The following is a 21,006-nucleotide window of genomic DNA, read 5'->3' as shown; positions in this document are numbered from 1 at the left end:
AGGGCCGCAATCGTGCGAGGCGCGCCGTCAGTGGGTGTCTTCGGCCTCGATCTCGGAGCGGTCTCCCGACCACAGGGTGTGGAAGGTGCCCTCCTTGTCGATCCGTCGATAGGTGTGCGAGCCGAAGAAGTCGCGCAGTCCTTGGGTGAGTGCCGCGTTGGTGCGGTCGGCGCGGACCAGGTCGTAGTAGGACAACGCCGAGCTGAAGCCGGGGATCGGGACGCCGGCCTCGGCCGCCCGGGCCACCACCCGGCGCCAGGCGCCGTTGCTGGCACCGAGTTCGGCGCTGATCGAAGGTGCCTCGAGCAGGGTCTCCAGGTTGCCGGCGGCGTACTCGTTGGAGATCCGGTCCAGCAGCTTGGCGCGGATGATGCAACCGGCGCGCCAGATCCGGGCGCAGGCGGCCACGTCGATGTCCCAGCCGTACTCCTGGCCCGCCACCTTGATCAGGTGCAGGCCTTGGGCGTAGGCGATCACCTTGGCGCACCACAGCGCCTGCCGGACGTCGGCGATGAACGCCTCCCGGTCCTCGGCCGCGATCGCGCCGTCGGGGCCCTGCAGCGCGGCCTGTGCGGCTGCCCGCAGCGAGGGGCTGCTGGACGCGGCCCGGGCGAACACCGCTTCCGCGATCGCGGCGACCGGGACGCCCAGGTTGAGCGACTCCTGCACCGTCCAGGTGCCGGTGCCCTTCATGCCGGCGGCGTCCACGATGACATCGATCAGCGGCTTGCCGGTCGCGGCGTCCACCTGCCGCAGCACCTCCGCCGTGATCTCGATCAGATAGGAGTCGAGGTCGCCGGTGTTCCACTGGGCGAACACATCGGCCGCCTCCGCGGCGGACAGGCCGGCGGCCTTGAGCAGGTCGTAGGCCTCGCCGATGAACTGCATGTCGGCGTACTCGATGCCGTTGTGCACCATCTTGACGAAATGGCCGGCGCCGTCGGTGCCGATCCAGGTGCAGCACGGCTCGCCCTCGTACTGGGCCGAGATCTTCTCCAGGATCGGGCCGATGTGGGCGTAGGAGTCCTTCGGCCCGCCCGGCATCATCGCCGGCCCGAGCAGCGCGCCGGTCTCGCCGCCGGAGATGCCGCAGCCGATGAAGTTGAAACCCAGTTCGGAGAGCTTCTTCTCCCGGCGCCGGGTGTCCGGGAAGTAGGTGTTGCCGCCGTCCACGACGATGTCGCCCTGGTCGAGATGGGGCAGCAGCGAGTCGATGGTGGCGTCCGTGGCAGGCCCGGCCTTCACCATCATGATGATCCGGCGTGGCTTCTCCAGCGAGTCGACGAACTCTTCGACGCTCTCCGAGCCGACGAACTCCGCCTCGGGGTGAGCGGTCAGCACCGCCTCGGTCTTGGCGTAGGTGCGATTGAAGATTGCGGTCTTGAAGCCTTTGCTGGCGAAGTTCCGGGCCAGGTTGGAGCCCATCACCGCCATGCCCACGACGCCGATCTGCGCGCTGCCCGTCTTGTCGCTCATCTGTTTCCTCACTGTCGGGAGTCCTCAGCGAATCATTCCACCAGAACGGCCGCCACGCGTGGGAGAACCAGACGCCGCCCGTGGACACGAGCCCGCAAGTCCTGGGCAGATCCGCTGCACCGTCGTCTAGGCTCATACTCCGGCCAACAGAAAGGCAGGGCACCGTGGCCCGTCGACTCTCGCGCGACCAGGACGGCCGCCCCGCGGCCCCGGTGCGGATCGTCCACCTGGGGCTGGGCAACTTCTTCCGGGCCCATCAGGCCTGGTACACCGAGGGCGCCAGCGACGCCGATCAGTGGGGGATCGCGGCGTTCTCGGGTGGTTCACTTGGCATCGGGGCAGAACTGGCCCGGCAGGAGAACCTGTACACCCTGGTCAGCGTCGGACCCGAGCACAACGACTACCAGGTGATCGGCTCCGTCACGGCGACCCACAGCGGCACCGATGTTGACGCCCTGCTGACCTATCTCGCTGATCCACAGCTGAGCGTGGTCACGATGACCATCACCGAAGCCGGCTATCTGCGCAACGAGCACGGTCGGCTGGATCTCGAACACCCGGACGTCGCGGCCGACACCGTCGCGCTTGAGGCCGGCAACCTGCATGCGGTGCGGACGGCCCCCGGCAAGCTGATCGCCGGTCTGGCCGAACGTCGGCGGGCGAACGCGGGGCCGATCACGCTGGTCTGCTGCGACACGATGCCCGACAACGGCACCGTGGTGTCGGTGGTGTTGGGCGACCTGGCGCGCCGTGCCGTCCCCGATCTGGTCGACTATCTGGACGACGAGGTCGGATTCATCACCACCCTGGTCGACCGGACCACGCCGCGCGCCACCGACGCCGTCCGCCAGGCCGTCCTGGACGAGCAGGGCGTCGACGACCAGGCAGCACTGGCCACCGAGCCGTTCAGCGAATGGGTGCTGTCCGGTGACTTCAAGGGGCCGCGTCCGGCCTGGGAGAGCGCGGGCGCCGAGCTCGTCGACGACATCGCCCCGTACGAACTGCGCCGACTCTGGCTGTTGAACGGGGCCCGTTCGCTGATGGCCTACGGGGCCACGATCAGAGGACACCAGACGGTCGCCGAGGCCATCGCGGACCCGGTCGTCAAAGGCTGGGTCGAGGAATGGTGGGACGTCGCGCAACGACAGCTCTCGCTCGGTACCGACGCCCTCGACGGCTACCGCGCGGCGCTGCTGGAGCGATTCGGCAACGCCCGGATGCGGGACCAGCTGAACCGGATCGCGGCCGACGGCGCGCAGAAGATCCCCGTGCGGATCGTGGCCGCCCTGGTCGCCGACCGGAAGGCCGGCAATAGCCCGCTGGGAGCTGAACGGGCGGTGGCTGCCTGGACGCTGCATCTGCGGGGGCTCGGTGCGCCGTTCAACGACGCACGCGGCGACACCGTGCGGGCGTTCGGCCAAGGCACGCTGGAGCATTCGGTGGACCGGGTCTGCGAGTTCCTGGAGATCACCGACCGCGACTCCCGCGCCAGCATTCTGGCGCTGGCTACCCGGATGGCGGCCTGAGGTGGGAGCCGCGCCTGCCGATGCCCGGGTGGTGATCGGCCTCGATGTCGGCACCACGGCCGCCAAGGTCTCGGCCTTCGCGCTGGGCGGTGACTGGCGGGTGAGCGTCGGCAACGAGTATCCGCTGCAGCAGCCGCAACCCGGCTGGGAGGTGCAGGAACCCGAGGTGATGTGGCGGGCGCTGCGCGAGGGCCTGGCCGAGATCGCGGGCGAGGTCGGCGCGGCGTCCGTGGTCGGCGTCGGAGTGTCGACCGCACTGCACGGACTGATCGGCCTGGACGCGGAGTACCGCCCGCTCACCCCGCTGCTGACCTGGGCCGACTCGCGGGCCGCCGAACAGGCGATGCGGCTGCGGGACACCGAACTGGGACGCCGCCTGCACCGGACGTCGGGGACGCCCGTGCACTCGATGTCGCACCTCACCAAGCTGCTCTGGTTCGCCGAGCACGACCCGGAAACGGCTTCGGCGGTGCGCTGGTGGGTGGGGCTGAAGGACTACATCCTGTGGCAACTGACCGGCGAGCTGGTCACCGAGGTCTCGCATGCCTCAGGCACCGGGTTGCTCGACCTGAGTACGCGGGACTGGAACGAAGAAGCGCTTCAGGTGACCGGGGTGAGGCGCGAGCAACTGCCGCCGGTGCGGCCGACCACCGAGGCGTTTCCGCTACTGCCGGCGCTGGCCGCTGCGGTCGGGCTGCCCGAAGGCACCCGGGTCGTGCTGGGTGCCGGCGACGGTCCGCTGGGCAACCTCGGGGTGGGGGCTCTGGAGCCCGGCGTGGTCGGGCTGTCGCTCGGTACCTCCGGCGCGGTGCGGATGGTCACCGATCGCCCCTACGTCGACGAGGCCGGCAAGCTGTTCTGCTACAACCTGGCCAACGATGCCTGGGTGATCGGCGGGGCGATCAGCAACGGCGGCATCGTGGTGCGCTGGGGCGGGGATGTGTTCGGCGCCGACTTCGCCGACGAGCCCGGCGGCAACCCGGACGGCATGCTGCTCGACCTGGCCCGCGACGTCCCGATCGGAGCCGAAGGGCTGATCGCGCTGCCGTTCCTGATGGCCGAGCGGGCACCGCTGTGGAACCCGACGATTCCGGGCGCCTTCCTTGGCGTCCGGCGTAGTCATACCCGGGAATACTTCGTCCGGGCGGCGGTCGAGGGGGTCGCCCTGATGCTCTCCACGATCGTCGACGAACTCGACCGGGTCAGCCCGGTGAGGCAGATCCGCGCCACTGGGGGAGTGTTCCGGTCGACGGTGTGGCGCGAGGTTCTCGCCGCGGCACTCGGCAAGCCGTTGGTGGTCACCGACGGAGCGGACGGCACCGCGCTCGGCGCGGCGGCGCTGGCCCTGTACGGCCTGGGCGAGGCGGCGTCCCTGCGCGATGCGCTGATCGCGCTGGGCGCAGACCCCGACGCCGGGTCCGACGAACTGATTCCCGACCCCGACGATGTCGCTGCCTACCGAGCCGTCCGCGCCGGAATCCCGGCGCTGCTGGCCCGCTACGACGAGGTCCGAAACCTGTTCTCCTAAGCCTGATTTTCGCTGGTCGAGCTTGTCGAGACCCCGAGCTTGTCCAATGACCGTTGGTCGAGCTTGTCGAGACCTCCATGTCGGGCGACCTGGTTTCGGCAAGCTCAACCACCGCCGGTCGAGCTTGTCGAGACCCATTCGCAAAGCCTACTTCGGTTCAGGGCGTCCCGTACGTCCTCGTGCCAACTCAGGAAGGTCGCTGAACCGCCCTTCGATCAGGGCAATCCGCTTGGCCCGTCCCCAACCTTGGACCTGCTGTTCCATCTGAGACGCCTCGCCCACGTTGTCGAACTCAGCTGCCCAGACCATTCGCGCCGGGAGCCGGCCAGAACGCCGTGTGTATGCAGCGCCGTCGCCGCGTTGGTGCGGTTCGAGGCGCCGATCGAGGTCGGTCGTGCTACCCACGTAGAAGGATCCGTCCGCGCATTCAAGGATGTATGTCCACGCCACTCTGACAGTCTGCGTCGGATAGGCGCGCCTGCGGAGGTTATCCACAAGGCACTTCGCTCCGGTGGCGAGAGGTCTCGACAAGCTCGACCAGCGAGGCGTGTTTCAGCGGCGGTAGGTGAGGCGTCCGGCCCAGACGGTCGCGATGACCGGGTCGGGCAGGTCGCGGCCGTGGTAGGGGTTGTTGCGCGACTTGGACGCCGACGCGTCGCGATCGACGACGGCGCGTGCGGACGGGTCGACCAGGACCAGGTTCGCCGGCTCACCGACGACGATCGGACGGCCCTGGGTCGCCGTCCGGGACAGCCGGGCCGGGGCGTAGGACATCCGCTCCACCAGGGTCGGCCAATCCAGGCGTCCGGTGTTGATCATCACCTCGAGCACCACCGCCAGGGACTGCTCGAGGCCGAGCATGCCGGGCAGCGCGATGTCGAAGGGGTGGTCCTTGTCCTGGCGGGCGTGCGGCGCGTGATCGGTGCCGACCATGTCGATGGTGCCGTCGGCGAGCGCCTCGCGGACCGCCTCGATGTGCTCGTCGGTGCGCAGCGGCGGGTTCACCTTGAAGGTGGTGTCGTAGCTCTCCACCTCGCGGGTGGCCAGGTACAGGTGGTGCGGGGTGACCTCGGCGGTCACGTTCACGCCGCGCGCCTTCGCCCAGCGGATCACCTCGACGCCCTCGGCGGTGGAGACGTGGCAGATGTGCAGCCGGCCGCCGGCGAGCTGCGCCAGCTCCACGTCGCGGGCGATGATCGCCGACTCGGCCTGGGCCGGCCAGCCGGGCAGACCCAGCCGTCCGGAGATCTCGGATTCGTGGCAGCAGGCGCCGGTGCCGGCCAGCCGGGTGTCCTGGGCGTGCTGGGCGATCACCCCGTCGAACGTCTTCGCGTAGGTGAGCGCCCGGCGCATCACCAGCGAGTCCATCACGCATTTGCCGTCGTCGGAGAACATCCGGACGCCGGCGGCCGAACGGCTCATCAGGCCCATCTCGGACAGCTCGTCGCCGGCCAGGCCCTTGGTCACCGAGCCGACCACGATCACCTCGGCGCTCGCGGTGCGCCCGGCCAGCGCTTTCAGGTACTCGGCCGCCTCGGCGGAATCGGTCACCGGATCCAGGTTCGCCATCGCATGGACGGCGGTATAGCCACCGCGGGCGGCGGCCAGGGTGCCGGTGGCGATGGTCTCGGCGTCCTCGCGTCCGGGCTCCCGCAGGTGAGTGTGCGAATCGACCAGGCCGGGCAGCGCAAGAAGGCCGTCGGCGTCGATCCGTTCGGCGTCCGTCACGTCGGCGGCCGGCACGAACACCCCGTCGCGCACACCCAGGTCACCGGTCGTGCCGTCGGCCAGGGCGGCGCCGGTGATCAGCAGGTCTCTCATTCGGGGCTTCCTCCCAGCAGGTGGTACAGCACGCTCATCCGCACCGAGACCCCGGCGGTGACCTGGTCGAGGATCAGCGAGTTGGCGGCGTCGGCGGCCTCCGACGAGATCTCCAGGCCGCGGTTCATCGGACCCGGGTGACAGATCGCGGCACCGGGCCGCAGCCGGGCCAGTCGCTCCGGGGTGAGCCCGTACAGCTCGGTGTATTCCCTAGCCGTGGGGAAGAAGCCGCCGTGCATCCGTTCCCGCTGCACCCGCAGCATCATCACCGCATCGGACGCCTCGAGCGCCGCATCCAGGTCGTCGGTCACCTCGCAACCCCAGTGCTCGACACCGGTCGGCAGCAGCGTCGGGGGAGCGACCAGGATCACCTTCGAGCCCAGGGTGCGTTGCAGCAGCACGTTGGAACGGACCACCCGGCTGTGCAGCAGATCGCCGACGATGGCGATCGTCTTGCCCTCGAAGTCGCTGTCAGCGGCCGATTCTCCAAGCTTCCTGAAGTGCCGCCGCATGGCGAAGGCGTCCAGCAGCGCCTGGGTGGGGTGCTCGTGGGTGCCGTCGCCGGCGTTGATCACGTGCGCCTTCACCCAGCCGGCCGCCTGGGCGACCGCGCCGGAGGAGCCGTGCCGGATCACGAAGCAATCGGTGCCCATCGCGTCCAAGGTGAGCATGGTGTCCCGCAGCGACTCGCCTTTGGAGGTCGACGAGCCCTTGCCGGTGACGTTGATGGTGTCGGCGGACATCCACTTGCCGGCCATCTCGAAGCTGGTCCGGGTGCGGGTGGAGTCCTCGAAGAACATATTGATCACGGTGCGTCCGCGCAGCGTGGGCAGTTTCTTGATCGCCCGGCCCTGAATGGTGTGCAGCTCTTCGGCGACGTTCAGGATCGAGGTGATCTCGGCCAGGCTCAGGTCGCCGGCGCTCAACAGGTGTCGCATCAGACCTCCATCAGGCTGATCGTGACCGAGTCCGCCTCGTCGATCTCGGCGAGCCGGACGTTCACCCGCGCGTCGGGCGGGACCTGGACCTGTTTGCCGACGTGATCGGCCTGGATCGGCAGCTGCCGGTGTCCGCGGTCGATCAGCACTGCCAGCTGGACGATCCGGGGGCGTCCGACATCCTTCAGCGCGTCCAGTGAGGCGGCGATGGTGCGTCCGGTGAACAAGACGTCGTCGACCAGCACCACGGTCTGGTCGTCGACGGAGCGGGGGATCGAGGTGCGGCCGACCGCACGGGTGGGTTGTCGGCGCAGATCGTCGCGGTACATGGTGACGTCGAGTTCGCCGACACCGACCTCGACGCCTTCGATGCTGCGGATCGCGTCGGCCAGCCGGCGGGCGAGCAGCACGCCGCGGGTCGGGATGCCGAGCAACACCAGATCGTCGCTGCCGGCGTTGGCTTCGACGATCTCATGGGCCATCCGGGCCACGGCGCGTGCGATGTGATGGCCGTCCCACGTGATGTGGGCGGGTTTCTTGGTCACGCAGAAGCTCCTGCTAGGCAATCTGGGCTGGGCCAGCGGTCAACGTCGGACAACCGGACCGGAGTCACTCTATCGAGAGTTGCCCGGACCGTGACCGGCGGCCGTGCTCAACGGCCCGATCTGTTCACCGGAAAGGGGTTGCCGATGTCCGGCGGGGGATGGCTGGATGGACACGCCGGGCTGTGCCCGGTGACGCCCCGGAGCACCCCAGCGCGCGGCGTCCGTTCGAGCAAAGGAGCCCGCATGTTCCCGTTTCGCAGCACGTTGGTGGCTCTCGCCACCGGCCTTGTCGCGACCGGTCTGATCACCAGTCCGGCGTCGCCGGCATCGGCCGCTGACCGCGCCAAACATCACCAGGATGCGGTGGTGATCGCCCATCGCGGGGCGTCCGGCTACCGTCCCGAGCACACCCTGGCCGGATACCGCCTGGCGGTGCAGCAGTGTGCCGACTACATCGAGCCCGACGTGGTGACCACGAAGGACGGCGTCCTGGTCGATCGCCATGAACCGGAGATCGGCGGCACCACCGATGTGGCCGATCACCCCGAGTTCGCCGGACGCAAGACCACCAAGCTGCTCGACGGCAAGCCGGTGACCGGCTGGTTCACCGAGGACTTCACGCTGGCCGAGTTGCGAACCCTGCGTGCGGTCGAGCGGCTTCCCGACCTCCGCCCGCAGAACACCGCCTACAACGGCCGCTACCAGGTGCCCACGCTGAACGAGGTGCTCAAATTCGCGGCGAAGGCGCGGACCTGCTCGGGTAAGCGGGTGGGGGTGATTCCCGAGATCAAGCACTCGACCTACTTCCGGCAGCAGGGTTTCGACCTGGAGCCGAAGGTGGTTCGGTTGCTGCACCGTTACGGCTTCGACAGCCGACGCGACCCGGCCGTCATCCAGAGCTTCGAAGTCGGCAATCTCCAGCGGCTCAGCCGGATGACCCGGGTGCGGCTGGTCCAGCTGATCGATTGCTCCGGGGGCCCCTATGACCGGACCGCTGCCGGACGTCCGATCAGCTACGCCGAGCTGGTCACGCCGCGCGGGCTGCGGGCGATCAGTCGCTACGCCGATCAGGTCGGGCTCTGCAAGGACGTGATGATTCCGCGTCGGGCCGATGGCACCCTGGGCGCACCGACACCGGTGATCCGGGACGCCCACCGCGCCGGGCTGACCGTGGTCGGCTGGACCTTCCGACGAGAGAACAACTTCCTGCCCACCGAGTTCCGCAGCAGCAGCGATCCGGCCGGCATCGGCAACCTGGTGGGTGAGATCCGGACGTTCTTGCGTGCCGGCATGGATCAGTTCTTCACCGACAATCCCGATCTCGGGGTGGCAGCCGCTCGCTCCCGGCGCTGAACCGGCCCAGGTCGTCCGGGCGGGGGGACTCGTCCGGACGGCGGCCGCCGTTCCAGCGGGTCAGGTCGTGACGTGGCTGGCTTGGTGCAATACCCTGTGACCCATGTTCGGACTGATCCCGCTCAAGACCCTGCCGGGCTGGCCCGAGGCCACCGACCCCACGGTCATCGAATCGTTGACCGTGCTGCTGGGCATCCCGGTGGCGCTGGCACTGGTCATCCTGGTGCTCGGGATGGCACCCAGCTGGTTCGGTGCCGATCGCAGCGAGAAGGCGGTCGCCCGCAAGGACGGCTGACGCCGCCGCGCCGGTCGGCGAAGGTCAGTTCAGGACGGTGATGTTCGCCGCCTGCATGCCCTTCGGGCCCTGCTGGGTGTCGAACGAGACCCGGTCGCCCTCGTTGAGCGAGCGGAAGCCGGTGGCCTTGATGGCCGAGAAGTGGGCGAAGATGTCGGCCGAACCGTCGTCGGGCGCGATGAAGCCGAAGCCCTTGTCGCTGTTGAACCACTTGACGATACCGGTGGCCATGGTGCTTCTCCTTCTGTCGGACAGCGGCGGATCCGCGGTCACGCAACATTCCTGTGCAGCTGAATGGAGCGTCTGCGTGACGCCGAACAACCGACGGCTCAGGCTATCACCCGGGCGCCGCCGGATTGATCGGAATCCGGCTGGCGAAGCGTCCCGCCGGCCCGGCCGGGCTCGGCGTCGCCGGAGGCCGCCTCGCGGCACCGCAGCGCCCGGACCACGTCGTCGCGTCGTTCGCTGACCATCCGTCGCACCGAGTCGGTCAGCTCGGTCTCAGCCATCCATTCATCGATCCGGGCCACCAGCGCATGGTCACCGAAGGGACGCGGGAAGAGCAGTTCCCCGACGTTCTTGCGGATCGCCAGTGACCGCTGGCCCCAGCCGTTGCGCTGCGCCGCGATGTCGCCCATCACCTCGAACCAGGCATCCACATAGGGCTTCAGCACGACCTCCTGATCGGGTGCCCAGAAGTAGGCGCAGATCTGGGTGTGGGTGGCGTTGGTTACCGAGGCGTCCTCGATCGCCAGCCGCCAGGCTTCCGCCTTCCCCTCGTCGTCGGGACGCGCGGCACGTGCCCCGGCGGCCTTCTCGGCACCGGTGGCGGTGTTGTCGCGGGCCAGTTCGGCGGCGATGTCCGCGTCGTCCAGACCGCCGAGCTGGGCGAGCTGGGTGACGAATCGCCAGCGCAGATCGGTGTCGACGATCAAGCCCGCCGGGACTTCCTCGCCGGCCAGCCAGGCTCGCAGCAGGTCGGCGCCGGCCGGTGTGGTCAGTGAGGTGGCCAGCGCGCGGACCAACGCGAGTTGGTGGTCGGAGCCGGGTTCGGCGTCCTTGAGCAGCCGGACCAGCCCGGCCGTCCACCGGGAGGCGACGCCGGGGCGCTGATGGGTCGGCGTGTAGTAGCGGACGGCGGTCTCGGCCTGGGCGAGCACGGCGGTGACCGCGGTCAGGTCGGTCTCGACGGCGACCCCGCGAACCACCAGGTCGACGTAGTCGGACGCGGTCAGCTGGGCGTCGCGGCACATATCCCAGGTGGCACCCCACAGCAGTGCTCGGGCGACCGGGTCGCGGAACTCATGGATCCGGTCGACCACGACGTCCAGCCCGAGGTCGATCCGGATCTTCGCGTACGACAGGTCGCCGTCGTTGAGCAGCACCACCGCCGGCGCCGGGACGCCGACCAGTGCCGGCACCTCGGTGCGTTCGCCGTCGATGTCGAGTTCGACGCGGTGCACCCGCTCGATGCCTTCGTCGGTCGGGTCGTAGCAGCCGATTCCGATCCGGTGCCGGCGCAGCGTCGGCCACTGATCGGTGGCGTGCTGGACGACGGCGAACCGGGTGAACCGGCCGCGCTCGTCCAGTTCGAAATCGCTGGTCAGCGTGTTGACCCCGGCGGTCTGCAGCCATTGACCGGTGAAGAAGGCGAGGTCGCGTCCGGACGACTCCTCGAGCGCCCGCAGCAGGTCGGAGAGCTGGGTGTTGCCCCAGGCGTGCCGGGCGAAGTAGGTCCGCACTCCGGCCAGGAACGGTTCGATGCCGACGAACGCGACCAGCTGGCGCAGCGCGGAGGCACCCTTGGCGTAGGTGATGCCGTCGAAGTTGAGTTCGACCGCCTCGAGATCGACCATGTCGGCGGCGATCGGGTGGGTGGACGGCAGCTGATCCTGCCGGTAGGCCCAGGTCTTGCGCTGGTTGCAGAAGGTGGCCCACGGGTCCTCACCGCCGTGAACCTTGCGGATCTCGTCCTGGGCGAAATGGGAGGCCCACTCGGCGAACGACTCGTTGAGCCACAGGTCGTCCCACCAGGTCATGGTGACCAGGTCGCCGAACCACATGTGGGCGAGTTCATGCAGGATCGTGTTGTCCCGGCTCTCGTAGGACGCCGAGGTCACCCGGGAGCGGTACAGGTACTCGTCGCGAATGGTGACGCAGCCGGCGTTCTCCATCGCGCCGGCGTTGAACTCGGGCACGAACACCTGGGCGTAGTCGGTGAACGGGTAGGGCTCGCCGAAATGCTCCTCGAACACGTCGAAGCCGCGGGCGGTGGTGGCGAACAGCCGGTCGGCGTCCAGGTAGGGAACCATCGAGGCGCGACAGGACAGCGAGAACGGGATCTCGGCCTCGCGTCCGGCATAACTGGAGCGCACGGTATGGAAGTCGCCGGCGACCAGCGCGGTGATGTAGGTGGAGACCTGCGGGGTCGCCGCGAACTCCCAGCGGCCGAGGTCGCCGGTGACCACCGGCTGCACCTCGGGTGAGTTCGACAGCACCGTCCAGTGCGCCGGGGCGATCACCGCGAACTCGAAGGATGCCTTCAGGTCGGGCTGGTCGAAGCAGGCGTAGACGCGCCGGGCGTCCGCAACCTCAAGCTGGGTGTAGCAGTAGACGCGGGAGTCGGCCGGGTCGACGAAGCGGTGCAGCCCCTCACCGGTGTTGCTGTACCGGCAGACCGCGGTGACGGCTAGCGCGTGCTCGCCCTCGGCGACCTCGAAAGCGAGGCGTTCGCCGTTGAACCCGGCGGTGTCGAGCGCGACGCCGTCCAGGGTGGCATCGATGATCGAGTCGGCGATCAGGTCGACGAATGTGCTGCCCCCGGCCGAACGGAAGGCGATCGTGGAGGTCGAGGTGAAGGTGACCGGCGAGCCGGTGAGGTCGACCGTGACCTGGTAGCGGGAGGTGGTCAGCAGTCGCGAGCGTGCATGGGCTTCGTCGCGGGTGATGTTCGCCGGGTACATGGTCCTCCAGGTTGCGAGTCGCGCCAGTCGGTCACAGTACTCCAGCTGACCGACAGCATTCCGGGTGGCTTCACGTGCCGTGCCGCAATGCGTGCGCCGAGGCGATGAATGCGGGCATCCGGTCGTGGTAGCGAGCCTGCTCCGGTGGCAGCGGGGCGACCGGGTCGGCGGCCAGCGGACGCGGATCGTCGAGACCGGCGCGCTGCAGGGCGAGTAGCGCGGCTCCGGTGGCCACCGGTTCATCGGCGGTGGTCAGCGTCGTCGGGACGTCGGCGAGGGTGGCCTTGATCCGTGGCCACAACGGGGTCCGGCGCAGCGGGTGGCCGCTGAGCGTGAGTCGCGCGAGCGGGCGTCCAGCCAGTTGCGCCTGGGTTTCCAGCACCCACTGGGCCTGATAGCCGAGCGCCTCGATCGCGGCCAGGCCGAGGTGTGCGGGGTCGCCGACGGTGCGGAACCGAGCCTTCGGGTCGGGGTCGGGGCACTGGCGTCCGGACGGGTAGGGCAACAGCCAGGAGTCGGTGGCCAGGGTTGCTTCGTCGGCGTCCGCGAGCAAAGCGGAGACGTCGCCGCTGGTGTGCCGGTCGGCGAGCCACTGCAGGAACCCGCCGGCGGATCCGGTACCGGCCAGCAGGGCCTCGGTGTCGCCGTCCGTGGTGCGGACCACACTCATCCCGTGGGCGCGGACCGACGGCCGGTCGCTCACCCCGCCGACCAAGTGCAGCATCGCCTCCGCGGTACCCACCGAGTCGGCCACCTGCCCCACCGTCCGGACGCCGGACGCCCACGCCGCCACCTGATGATCGTGGCCGGCGACCACCACCGGCGTCCCGGGCCGCAGGCCGGGGACGGCTGCGTGGCGGCGGAGCCTGGACGGCGGATCGTGGGGGAGCCCGACCCGCGGCAGCAGCGCCGGATCGAGGCAGACCTCGGTCAGGATCTCGGGGTCGAAGGTCCTGGTGAGCGGCTGACCGCCGGCCGGCAGCCGGTATGCCAAGGTACGGCCGGCCAGGGTGTGGTCGGTGCGCAGTTCGCCGGTCAGGGCCAGGTGCACCGCATCTGCGACGCCGGCCCAATGCCGCATCGCGGCGAAGGTATCCGGGTGTTGTGCTCGCAGCCACAACCAGGTGGCGAGCGCCGGCTTCGGCCCGGGCCGGACGCCGGTGGCGGAGAACAGCGCGTCAGCCCCGATCCGGCCGGCAACTGCCTGGATCTCGGTGTCGTCGCGGGCGTCCCGCCAGGACAGCAGCGGGGTGAGCGCCCTGCCGTCGGCGCCAAGCGGATAGCCGGATTCGGCCATCGACGCAATGCCGATCACGTCCACGGGCCCGGCCTTTGACGCGGCCGTGAGGCCAGTGACAACCGTAGCCAGCAGCTCATCGAGCCGATCGGGCGTTGGCTTGCTGATGACGACGGTGCTCACCCCGTGCTGCACCCGAACCACTTTGGTGTTGCTGGTCCCGATGTCGATTCCGACGGCCGCCGTCATGTGACCCATCGTCCCGCGCGGCCGTGGAGGTGGCCAGAGGTTGACCGGCCAGGCGGAGTCAGTTGAGTACCCAACAGGCAGCGCTCAGGCGGGCCTGCCAGCAAGCGAGCGAGTGACGATGGTGTCGTCGGCCGCCACTACCGTGGGGCGCATGACGCAACGTGTGGACATGTGGTTCGACTCGGCCTGCCCTTGGGCATGGATGACCTCCCGCTGGCTCCTCGAGGTCGAGAAAGTCCGCGATGTCGAGGTGTACTTCCATGTGATGAGCCTTTCGGTGCTCAACGAGGGCCGCGATCTGGACGAGGGTTACAGCCGGCTGATGGTTCGGGCCCGGCCGCCGGCCCGGGTGGCCCTGGCGGTGCAACGTGAGCACCCCGAGAAGCTGCGGGACTTCTACACCGCGATGGGCACGCTGGTGCATCCGGGTGGACGGGAGCTGTCCGACGAGGCGACCGCTGAGGCCCTGGCCCAGGCGGGCCTCCCGGCGTCGCTGGTCGAGGCCGGCCACACCGATGCCGCCGACGACGACCTCGAGCGCTCGCATCACGAGGGGATGGACCCAGTGGGCAACGAGGTGGGCACTCCGGTGGTCCACATCAACGGGATGGCGCTGTTCGGTCCGGTCATCTCACCGGCGCCTAAGGGCGAGCAGGCGGGTGACCTGTTCGACGGCTTCGTCAAGCTGACCGCCTACCCGGGGTTCTTCGAGGCCAAGCGCACCCGCACCGTCGGACCGATCTTCGACTGAGTCGGACGCTCGATCGTCACCCGGCTAGGGCGTTCGGCTATCTTGACGGGATGCGCGTACACATCGCGGCCGACCACGCGGCCTACGACCTGAAAGAGTTCCTGATCAAGGAGCTCTCCGGCGCCGGCTACGAGCTGGTCGACCACGGCGCGCATTCCTACGACGCCACCGACGACTACCCGGTCTACATAGTCCCGTGCGCAGAGGCGGTTGCCGCCGACCCCGACAGCCTCGGCATTGTTCTCGGCGGCTCCGGCAATGGGGAACAGATCGCGGCCAACAAGGTCAAGGGCGTGCGGGCCGGGCTGGCCTACAACACGACCACGGCCCGGCTGGCCCGCGAGCACAACGACGCCCGGATCGTCGCCCTCGGCGGCCGGATGCAGTCGCTGAGCGAGGCGCTGGAGATGGTCAAGGTGTTCCTGGCGACGCCGTTCTCGGGGGATCCCAGGCACGCCCGCCGGCTCGCCATGCTGGACGAGTACGAAGCACGCCACAGTCGCTGACCGGCGTCCGCGCGGAGAGGGGCCAATGCCCGAGGGACATGTGATCCACCGGCTCGCCGAGGGGCTGACCGAACGCTTCGGCGAGCACGAGGTGCGGGTGAGCAGCCCGCAGGGCCGGTTCGCCGACGAGGCCGCCGTCCTGGACGGCAGCGTGCTGACCGGCGCCGAGGCGTACGGCAAGCACCTGTTCGTCGACTTCGGTCCCGACCGGGTGGTGCACATTCACCTGGGCCTGATCGGCAAGCTCTGGTTGCTGGACGGCCCGCCGACCTCGCCCGCCGGCCCGGACACACTGCGGCTGCTGATCGCGCGCGGCGTCCACCGGGCCGAGTTGCGGGGTCCGCAGTGGTGCCGGCTGATCTCCGATGAGACGCGCGCCGAGGTAATGGCCGCGGCCGGCGACGACCCGATCCGGCCCGAATGCACCGGTGAGAAGGCCTGGGCGAAGATCACCCGCTCGGGCCGCAGCATCGCGTCCCTGCTGATGGACCAGGCGGTCACCGCGGGAGTCGGCAACATCTATCGCGCCGAGGTGCTGTTCCGGCATCGGATCAACCCGTTCAAGGAGGGCCGGACGATCTCGCGCCGCACCTGGAACGCGGTCTGGGCCGACCTGGTGGTGTTGCTGCGGCTCGGGGTCAAGGACGGCCGGATCGACACCGTCCGCGATGAGCATCTGCCGGAGGCGATGGGACGCGCACCCCGGGTCGACCGGCACGGCGGCGAGGTGTACGTCTACCGCCGCGCCGGGCTGCCCTGTCTGGTCTGCGCCACCCCGGTGCGCACCCAGGTGTTCGAGAGCCGCAATCTGTACTGGTGCCCACGCTGCCAGCGACGGCGCTGACCTCCGATGATGCGCTGGGGTGCGTTCGCGATCCGGGTCCGCGACGACGGCACCGGTTTCGACCTGCTGCACGGCGCGGACGTGTGGGCCCAGTTCGACCTCGACCACCTGCAGCCGACCGGCCGGTTCACCGACGACGCTGACGAGGTCGAGCACGGCTTCACCCTTGGCGGCGCCACGTGTGCGGTCCGGCACGCCGTGGGCGACGCCTGGACGGTGCGCTGGGCGTTGCGCGCCGGCGACCCGGTGCGCGGGGACGGTTCTCTCGGTCCAGTTCCGGTACGTGGGGACGGTTCTTTCGGTCCATCCACGGCGGAGTCGCGGGAGCGGCCGCGACTGCGAATGCGCCCCGGACCAGGCTGTGCGGTTTGGGTCTGGGCGGCCGGCGCTGAGGGTCTGATCGCGATCGCGCCGTCCCGACGCGGCGCGCCGGTCGTGGGCCTGCGGCTCACCCAGGGCTGGCTGAAGGACGCCGGCGACGGCTTCGCGCTGGCGCCGCCGGATCTCACCCTGACCCCCGGACGCCGCTGGGTCGGCACCCTGCGCGCTGATCTCTACCCCAGCATGGACGCCTTCGGGGCTCGGCTGCCCGGGTGGCTCGCGCCGCTCGAGCTCAGCGTCGGTGAGCCTTGGGAGTTCCGCGAACCCGATCACGCGCTGGTGGTCTCACCGCCGGCAAGTGCACGCCCCGACGGGGACGCCGTCCAGGTATTCGGCGATGCCGGACGCGCCGCCGTGACGGTGCATTCGCCGCGCGGACTGACCGCGCTCACCGTCTCGTTCGCACCGATGCTCGACACCGCGCTGGCAGCCGGGGCGTCCGCGGTGTTGCGCGGCGTGGTGCCGACGACGCCGGCCGGGGCGTTCGTGGTTGCCGAGGCACTCGGCCGGGCGCTGATCAGCGAACCGTCGGCAGCGGAGCGACTGCTCGACGCCTTCGACTGGAGTCAGGACACCGATCTGCTGGCGATCGCCACCGGCATCGTCCGCGGTCAGCGCTCCGGCAACGTCCGGATGGTGCGAGCGGCGCTGCGCAAGCTGGGCATGGTGCATCCGCAGCCCGGCTACGGCCGGGTCGTGATGGCGGCGTGGCTGGCCGGTCTCGCGCTGGGGGAGGATTCGAGCCAGGAGGCGCTCGCTCTGCTCTCGCGTCCGAGCCACTCGCCCTGGGTCGCGCTGGAACTGAACGTGCTCAACCTGCGCAGCCACGAGGTGTCCGGCGGCTCATTCCACGGTTTGATCAACGCGCTCGGCGGCGACCTGCCCGGTGAACCCGTCGGTCTGGACGCCGTCCGCCAGGCGCAACTGATCGGGCTGCTGCAGCTGTGCCCGGACGAGTGGCCGATGTCCCGGGCCGCGGACGGCTGCGCCACGAAGAACTCGCGCCGGCTGCTGGCCGCGGCCTCGGCGTCCGGGTTCTCCGACGCCGACGACCTGGCGGTGCTGGCCTGGCTGGCGCTCGGTCAATCACTGGTGTGAGCGGGTGAAGGTCCATTCGGGGTCGGTGAGCATCCGGGCTCCGGAGAGGCCGGCCACCATCGCCACCACGACGAGAGCGGTGGAGACCCCCGACTCGATCGCGGCATTGATATCGGTCCGGTCGAAATAGATCAGCGTCCGCAGCGCGGACGATCCGGGAATGACCACCAACAGCGTCGGCACGGTCATGATGATCTTGGTCATCGAGAACCAGCGGGCGGCAAGACCGCAGCCGAGACCCATCACGACACACGCGGCGAAGGTTGCGACATGCGGCTTCACGCCGTTGTCGAGAAGCAGTTGGCGGACCAGGTTCCCGCTGATCGCGACCACCCCGGACGCCACCGCTGTCCACAGCGGCGCGTTGAACATGGTCGCCCAGCCGAACACCGCCAGGAAACTGGCTGCCACGATCGCACCCCAGACCAGCACCGGCGGTCCGTCGAGGCGGGCCACCGGATCGGGGGAGATGCCGGTGACCGAGGCCACCAGCCAGACCCCGATGGCGATGGCCAGCACGACCATGGCGGCATACGTCATCCGTGGCACGCCGGTGTCGAGGTCGAGCCGGGTCAGGTCGAGGCCGGCGGTGACCATCGGGAAGCCGGGAATCAGGAAGATCGACGCGCAGACGAAGCCGGCGGCGAAGCGGTCACTGGGTGTGCCGGTGGCGAGCGTGATGAGTTGGGCGACGCCGACGTACAGAGCGGACGCGAGCGCGGCGGACGTGAGCACGACGGCCAACTGGTTGACCTGCAGCCGGGTGAGCAGACGATGCAGGCCGTAGGCGATCGCCGAGGCGGGCAGCACCGCCAGGACCTCCCGCCAGCCCCCGTTGGCAAGGATCCCGACCGACGCACAGGCGACGGCGACCAGTGTCACCAACAGCCAGGCCGGGTAACAGAGCGGACGCTGTTCGATCCGGTCGAGTCGCTGCTCGATCTGCTCGGCAGATGCATGGGCGGGCAGGTCGTGGCTGAGCTGATGCAGCCGGGCGATCCGCTCGGCGTTGACACCCGGACGGGTCTCGCCCAGGTGGGTGCGGTAGACCCCCCGGCGTCCCACGGTGAGCACGATCTGAGTGAAAGTGACCTGGGCATCGAGTTGTTGAATGCCTACGGACCGGGCCACCGCAGCCATCACCTCGCGCACCCGCAACCCGCTGGTGCCGGCGCCGAGCATCAGGACGCCGGCGCGCAGCACCACCCGGGAACGGCGGACCAGGTCAGTCGGTTCGAGGCGGTCCTCGTCCGTCGCCTGGTGGTCGGTCGGTTGCTCCACCATGCCTCCACGCTATGGCCACCCGCGGTCGAGGCTCCGAATGATCACGGTTCGAGTTCTGGGTCGCCGAACCAGACTTCGAGCGGTCGGCGGAGCTTCGTCAGCCGAGCAACTCCGGATACGCCCGGGCCTCACCCAGCACCTGCTCGGCCAGGAACGCCGACACCGTGCCGTACCAGATCGCCGCATGCTGCGGACTGAGCACCCAGTGGTTCTCGTCGGGAAAGTAGAGGAAGCGGTGCGGGGTGCGGCCGTCGGCGTCCAGGGCGAGTTGCGAGCGGCTGAGCAGTTCCCACCACAGCCGCAGCCCCTCGCCGATCGGCACCCGGTAGTCGCGGTCGCCGTGCACCACCAGCATCGGCGTCCGGATCTGCTCGACGAAGGCGTGCGGCGAATGCTCCCGCTGCATCGTCTCGCCGACCTCGCGTTCCCAGTAGAAGGCGTAGTCGGTGGTGGGTCCGAACTGATCGAGGGACCACAAAGAGGCGTGCGTCACGATGGCCCGGAAGCGGTCGGTGTGACCGGCCACCCAGTTGGCCATGTATCCGCCGAACGAGCCGCCCATCGCAGCGGTGCGGGACGCGTCGATGTCGTCGCGAGCGACGGCGGCGTCGGTGATCGCCATCAGGTCGGTGAACGGCTCCGCACCCCAACGCGCCCAGCCGCGAGCGATGAACGCCTCGCCGTAGCCGGTCGACAGCGCCGGGTCCGGCAACAGCACGGCATAGCCCTGAGCCACCATCAGCCACGGACACCAGCGCCAGCTCCAGGCGTTCCAGGACCCCAGCGGGCCGCCGTGGACCCACAGCAGCAGCGGGACGGGGTGGTCGGACGCGGCGTCCGCGGGCAGCGCGAGCCAGCCGCGGACTGTGCTGCCGTCGGCGACGGTGGTGGTGATCTCGGTGAGCCTGCCGGGCAGGTCCGGGGCCGCTGCCGGATTCCGCAGCAGTTCGGACGCGACCGGGGCGCCGGTGGCGCGGGCGGCGTCCAGGTCGATGCGCACCACCTCGGACGGCGCCAGGTACGAACTGCGCAGCGCATAGACCCAGCGGCCGTCGCGGGAGACCTGCGGGTCGGTGAAGCTGGCATCGTCGCTGGTCAGCTGGGTCACGGAATCGGCATTGAGGTCGAGCAGGAACACCGGACCGCGTCCGTTGTCGTCCGCGGTCAGGATGACGCCGCTGCCGTCCGGCAGCCAGGCCTGACCGGTGGGCCAGCGGTCCCAGTCGGCCGCGACCCGATGGCTGTCGCCGCTGTCGAGATCGAGCAGATGCAGCTCCTGGCGGGCCGACCGCTCGGGACTGGCCAGCGGAGCCCGGGTGAACAGCAGCCGGGTGCCGTCGGGCGAGATGAGCGGGGCGCACGCGTCGGCGTCCGGATCGTCGAGGAGAGTGGTGGCGGCGCCGTCGGCCAACTCGATGCGCACCAGACGCTCGCGGGTGTGCCCGGCGGTGCTGGTGCGCGCCTCGGTCAGCACGGCGAAGCTGCCGTCCGCAGACAGGTCGAAATCCTCCAGGTGTCGAGCGGTGGCGGTCGGCGTGAGATCGACCAGGGCGAGTCGCGCAGAACTGTCGGCCGCGTCCGCTTCTGGCAGGTCGGCGGCCATCAGATGGACGGCGCCCGGCCCCAGATCCTGGTCCCAGTGCCGAATCGGGTAGCCACTGTGCAGGATCGCGCTGACCGACCGGTCCTTGCGTTCCTTGCGGCGGCGGTCGTCGTCGGCTTCGTCGGTGGACGCATCCAGGCGTGCAGCGGCGACGAGCAGCTGGTCGCCGTGGGTGAGCAACCTGCCGTAGCCGCCGAGGCGGTTCCCGACCAGGCGGGCCTCGCCTCCGGCGTCCGGCAGCAGCCAGAGCGCTGCGGGCACCTCTTCGTCCTCGTCGGCGTCCGGGTCGGGACGCGCGGAGGTGAACAGCAGCTCGCCCGAGTCGGTGAAGGTCGCGGACGCCTCACCCTTGCGCGACCGGGTCAGCCGGCGGGCGGGTTCGACTCCGGCCGGATCGACCTGCCACAGCGCGCTGCGGTACTGGGTCCGCTTGGCGTTGAGCGTGGACACCGTCGTGACCAGCCGCGTCCCATCGGGGGAAAGGGCGAGTCCGGAACAACGGGGAAGTGCGAGGTAGGCATCAATGTCGTGGAAGGGGGTCGCCATCCACCGACCCTAATACGACTACAGGCCGGACGCCCCGCGCCGGCGGTTTCCCTCCGGTCGTC

18 protein-coding genes are annotated in these 21,006 nt (G+C 69.7%); 8 read left to right on the top strand and 10 right to left on the bottom strand.

What is annotated here, in order from left to right; genetic code table 11:
• Window positions 1-27: 27 nt before the first annotated feature.
• Window positions 28-1,476 (bottom strand): NADP-dependent phosphogluconate dehydrogenase, encoded by a 1,449-nt coding sequence (gene gndA, locus QM711_RS04235; protein WP_415096560.1) that lies wholly within the window; start codon window positions 1,474-1,476, stop codon window positions 28-30.
• Between the two features lie 164 nt (window positions 1,477-1,640).
• On the opposite strand from gndA, the gene QM711_RS04230 reads away from it, so the two are divergent.
• Complete coding sequence (locus tag QM711_RS04230) at window positions 1,641-3,002, top strand: mannitol dehydrogenase family protein (protein WP_415096558.1); 1,362 nt, start codon at window positions 1,641-1,643, stop codon at window positions 3,000-3,002.
• Between the two features lies 1 nt (window position 3,003).
• Window positions 3,004-4,530 carry a gluconokinase gene (locus tag QM711_RS04225; protein WP_415096556.1) on the top strand — a complete coding sequence of 509 codons (1,527 nt, stop codon included), beginning with the start codon at window positions 3,004-3,006 and terminating at the stop codon, window positions 4,528-4,530.
• 147 nt (window positions 4,531-4,677) lie between these two features.
• Here QM711_RS04225 and QM711_RS04220 read toward each other — a convergent pair whose 3' ends face one another.
• The 4 genes from QM711_RS04220 to pyrR form a co-directional block, all read right to left on the bottom strand.
• Window positions 4,678-4,980: a GIY-YIG nuclease family protein gene (locus tag QM711_RS04220; RefSeq protein ID WP_415096554.1), complete on the bottom strand. Its 303-nt coding sequence runs from the start codon at window positions 4,978-4,980 to the stop codon at window positions 4,678-4,680.
• 102 nt (window positions 4,981-5,082) lie between these two features.
• Window positions 5,083-6,351, bottom strand: coding sequence for a dihydroorotase (locus QM711_RS04215; protein ID WP_415096552.1), 1,269 nt, complete (start codon window positions 6,349-6,351; stop codon window positions 5,083-5,085).
• The gene (locus QM711_RS04210; protein WP_415096550.1) at window positions 6,348-7,289 is read right to left on the bottom strand and encodes an aspartate carbamoyltransferase catalytic subunit; all 942 of its coding nucleotides are present in this window, start codon (window positions 7,287-7,289) and stop codon (window positions 6,348-6,350) included. The genes QM711_RS04215 and QM711_RS04210 overlap by 4 nt, the downstream gene beginning before the upstream one ends.
• Window positions 7,289-7,834, bottom strand: a complete 546-nt coding sequence (gene pyrR, locus QM711_RS04205; RefSeq protein WP_415096548.1) for a bifunctional pyr operon transcriptional regulator/uracil phosphoribosyltransferase PyrR — start codon at window positions 7,832-7,834, stop codon at window positions 7,289-7,291. Before pyrR ends, QM711_RS04210 begins: the two co-directional genes overlap by 1 nt.
• 243 nt (window positions 7,835-8,077) lie before the next feature.
• Here pyrR and QM711_RS04200 point away from each other — a divergent pair, with 243 nt between their 5' ends.
• Window positions 8,078-9,187 (top strand): glycerophosphodiester phosphodiesterase, encoded by a 1,110-nt coding sequence (locus QM711_RS04200; protein WP_415096546.1) that lies wholly within the window; start codon window positions 8,078-8,080, stop codon window positions 9,185-9,187.
• Window positions 9,188-9,290: 103 nt separating this feature from the next.
• Complete coding sequence (locus tag QM711_RS04195; RefSeq protein WP_415096544.1) at window positions 9,291-9,482, top strand: hypothetical protein; 192 nt, start codon at window positions 9,291-9,293, stop codon at window positions 9,480-9,482.
• 24 nt (window positions 9,483-9,506) lie between these two features.
• On the opposite strand, the gene QM711_RS04190 is transcribed toward QM711_RS04195, so the two are convergent.
• The 3 genes from QM711_RS04190 to QM711_RS04180 form a co-directional block, all read right to left on the bottom strand.
• The gene (locus QM711_RS04190; protein WP_415096542.1) at window positions 9,507-9,713 is read right to left on the bottom strand and encodes a cold-shock protein; all 207 of its coding nucleotides are present in this window, start codon (window positions 9,711-9,713) and stop codon (window positions 9,507-9,509) included.
• Between the two features lie 98 nt (window positions 9,714-9,811).
• On the bottom strand, window positions 9,812-12,445 hold the full coding sequence (gene pepN / locus QM711_RS04185; RefSeq protein ID WP_415096540.1) for an aminopeptidase N: 2,634 nt from the start codon (window positions 12,443-12,445) through the stop codon (window positions 9,812-9,814).
• A gap of 70 nt (window positions 12,446-12,515) precedes the next feature.
• Window positions 12,516-13,931 carry an FGGY-family carbohydrate kinase gene (locus QM711_RS04180; protein ID WP_415096538.1) on the bottom strand — a complete coding sequence of 472 codons (1,416 nt, stop codon included), beginning with the start codon at window positions 13,929-13,931 and terminating at the stop codon, window positions 12,516-12,518.
• A gap of 151 nt (window positions 13,932-14,082) precedes the next feature.
• On the opposite strand from QM711_RS04180, the gene QM711_RS04175 reads away from it, so the two are divergent.
• The 4 genes from QM711_RS04175 to QM711_RS04160 are packed head-to-tail and all read left to right on the top strand — an operon-like array spanning window position 14,083 to window position 17,511.
• Entirely contained in the window at window positions 14,083-14,682 is a 600-nt protein-coding gene (locus tag QM711_RS04175; protein WP_415096536.1) for a DsbA family protein, read from the top strand.
• A 50-nt stretch (window positions 14,683-14,732) separates the two neighbouring features.
• Window positions 14,733-15,188 carry a ribose-5-phosphate isomerase gene (locus QM711_RS04170; RefSeq protein ID WP_415096534.1) on the top strand — a complete coding sequence of 152 codons (456 nt, stop codon included), beginning with the start codon at window positions 14,733-14,735 and terminating at the stop codon, window positions 15,186-15,188.
• Window positions 15,189-15,213: 25 nt separating this feature from the next.
• Complete coding sequence (locus QM711_RS04165; protein ID WP_415096532.1) at window positions 15,214-16,032, top strand: Fpg/Nei family DNA glycosylase; 819 nt, start codon at window positions 15,214-15,216, stop codon at window positions 16,030-16,032.
• 6 nt (window positions 16,033-16,038) lie between these two features.
• Window positions 16,039-17,511, top strand: coding sequence for a hypothetical protein (locus tag QM711_RS04160; protein WP_415096530.1), 1,473 nt, complete (start codon window positions 16,039-16,041; stop codon window positions 17,509-17,511).
• On the opposite strand, the gene QM711_RS04155 is transcribed toward QM711_RS04160, so the two are convergent.
• Together QM711_RS04155 and QM711_RS04150 are read right to left on the bottom strand one after the other, a co-directional pair.
• On the bottom strand, window positions 17,500-18,795 hold the full coding sequence (locus tag QM711_RS04155) for a threonine/serine ThrE exporter family protein (RefSeq protein WP_415096528.1): 1,296 nt from the start codon (window positions 18,793-18,795) through the stop codon (window positions 17,500-17,502). The genes QM711_RS04160 and QM711_RS04155 overlap by 12 nt on opposite strands.
• 97 nt (window positions 18,796-18,892) lie before the next feature.
• Complete coding sequence (locus tag QM711_RS04150; protein ID WP_415096526.1) at window positions 18,893-20,944, bottom strand: alpha/beta fold hydrolase; 2,052 nt, start codon at window positions 20,942-20,944, stop codon at window positions 18,893-18,895.
• Window positions 20,945-21,006 lie beyond the last annotated feature (62 nt).

The sequence above is a fragment of the Micropruina sp. genome (assembly GCF_047602385.1).
Taxonomy (GTDB): domain Bacteria; phylum Actinomycetota; class Actinomycetes; order Propionibacteriales; family Propionibacteriaceae; genus Micropruina.
The sequence above is the reverse complement of the archived record's forward strand: the minus strand, read 5'-3'. Positions and strand labels throughout refer to the sequence as shown.

Excerpts from the sequence above, each read along its gene's own strand:
- gndA (WP_415096560.1), bottom strand. The coding sequence starts at position 1,476 with ATGAGCGACAAGACGGGCAGCGCGCAGATCGGCGTCGTGGGCATGGCG.
- QM711_RS04215 (WP_415096552.1), bottom strand. The coding sequence starts at position 6,351 with ATGAGAGACCTGCTGATCACCGGCGCCGCCCTGGCCGACGGCACGACC.
- QM711_RS04210 (WP_415096550.1), bottom strand. The coding sequence starts at position 7,289 with ATGCGACACCTGTTGAGCGCCGGCGACCTGAGCCTGGCCGAGATCACC.
- QM711_RS04200 (WP_415096546.1), top strand. The coding sequence starts at position 8,078 with ATGTTCCCGTTTCGCAGCACGTTGGTGGCTCTCGCCACCGGCCTTGTC.
- QM711_RS04195 (WP_415096544.1), top strand. The coding sequence starts at position 9,291 with ATGTTCGGACTGATCCCGCTCAAGACCCTGCCGGGCTGGCCCGAGGCC.
- QM711_RS04190 (WP_415096542.1), bottom strand. The coding sequence starts at position 9,713 with ATGGCCACCGGTATCGTCAAGTGGTTCAACAGCGACAAGGGCTTCGGC.
- pepN (WP_415096540.1), bottom strand. The coding sequence starts at position 12,445 with ATGTACCCGGCGAACATCACCCGCGACGAAGCCCATGCACGCTCGCGA.
- QM711_RS04180 (WP_415096538.1), bottom strand. The coding sequence starts at position 13,931 with ATGACGGCGGCCGTCGGAATCGACATCGGGACCAGCAACACCAAAGTG.
- QM711_RS04175 (WP_415096536.1), top strand. The coding sequence starts at position 14,083 with ATGACGCAACGTGTGGACATGTGGTTCGACTCGGCCTGCCCTTGGGCA.
- QM711_RS04170 (WP_415096534.1), top strand. The coding sequence starts at position 14,733 with ATGCGCGTACACATCGCGGCCGACCACGCGGCCTACGACCTGAAAGAG.
- QM711_RS04165 (WP_415096532.1), top strand. The coding sequence starts at position 15,214 with ATGCCCGAGGGACATGTGATCCACCGGCTCGCCGAGGGGCTGACCGAA.
- QM711_RS04160 (WP_415096530.1), top strand. The coding sequence starts at position 16,039 with ATGATGCGCTGGGGTGCGTTCGCGATCCGGGTCCGCGACGACGGCACC.
- QM711_RS04155 (WP_415096528.1), bottom strand. The coding sequence starts at position 18,795 with ATGGTGGAGCAACCGACCGACCACCAGGCGACGGACGAGGACCGCCTC.
- QM711_RS04150 (WP_415096526.1), bottom strand. The coding sequence starts at position 20,944 with ATGGCGACCCCCTTCCACGACATTGATGCCTACCTCGCACTTCCCCGT.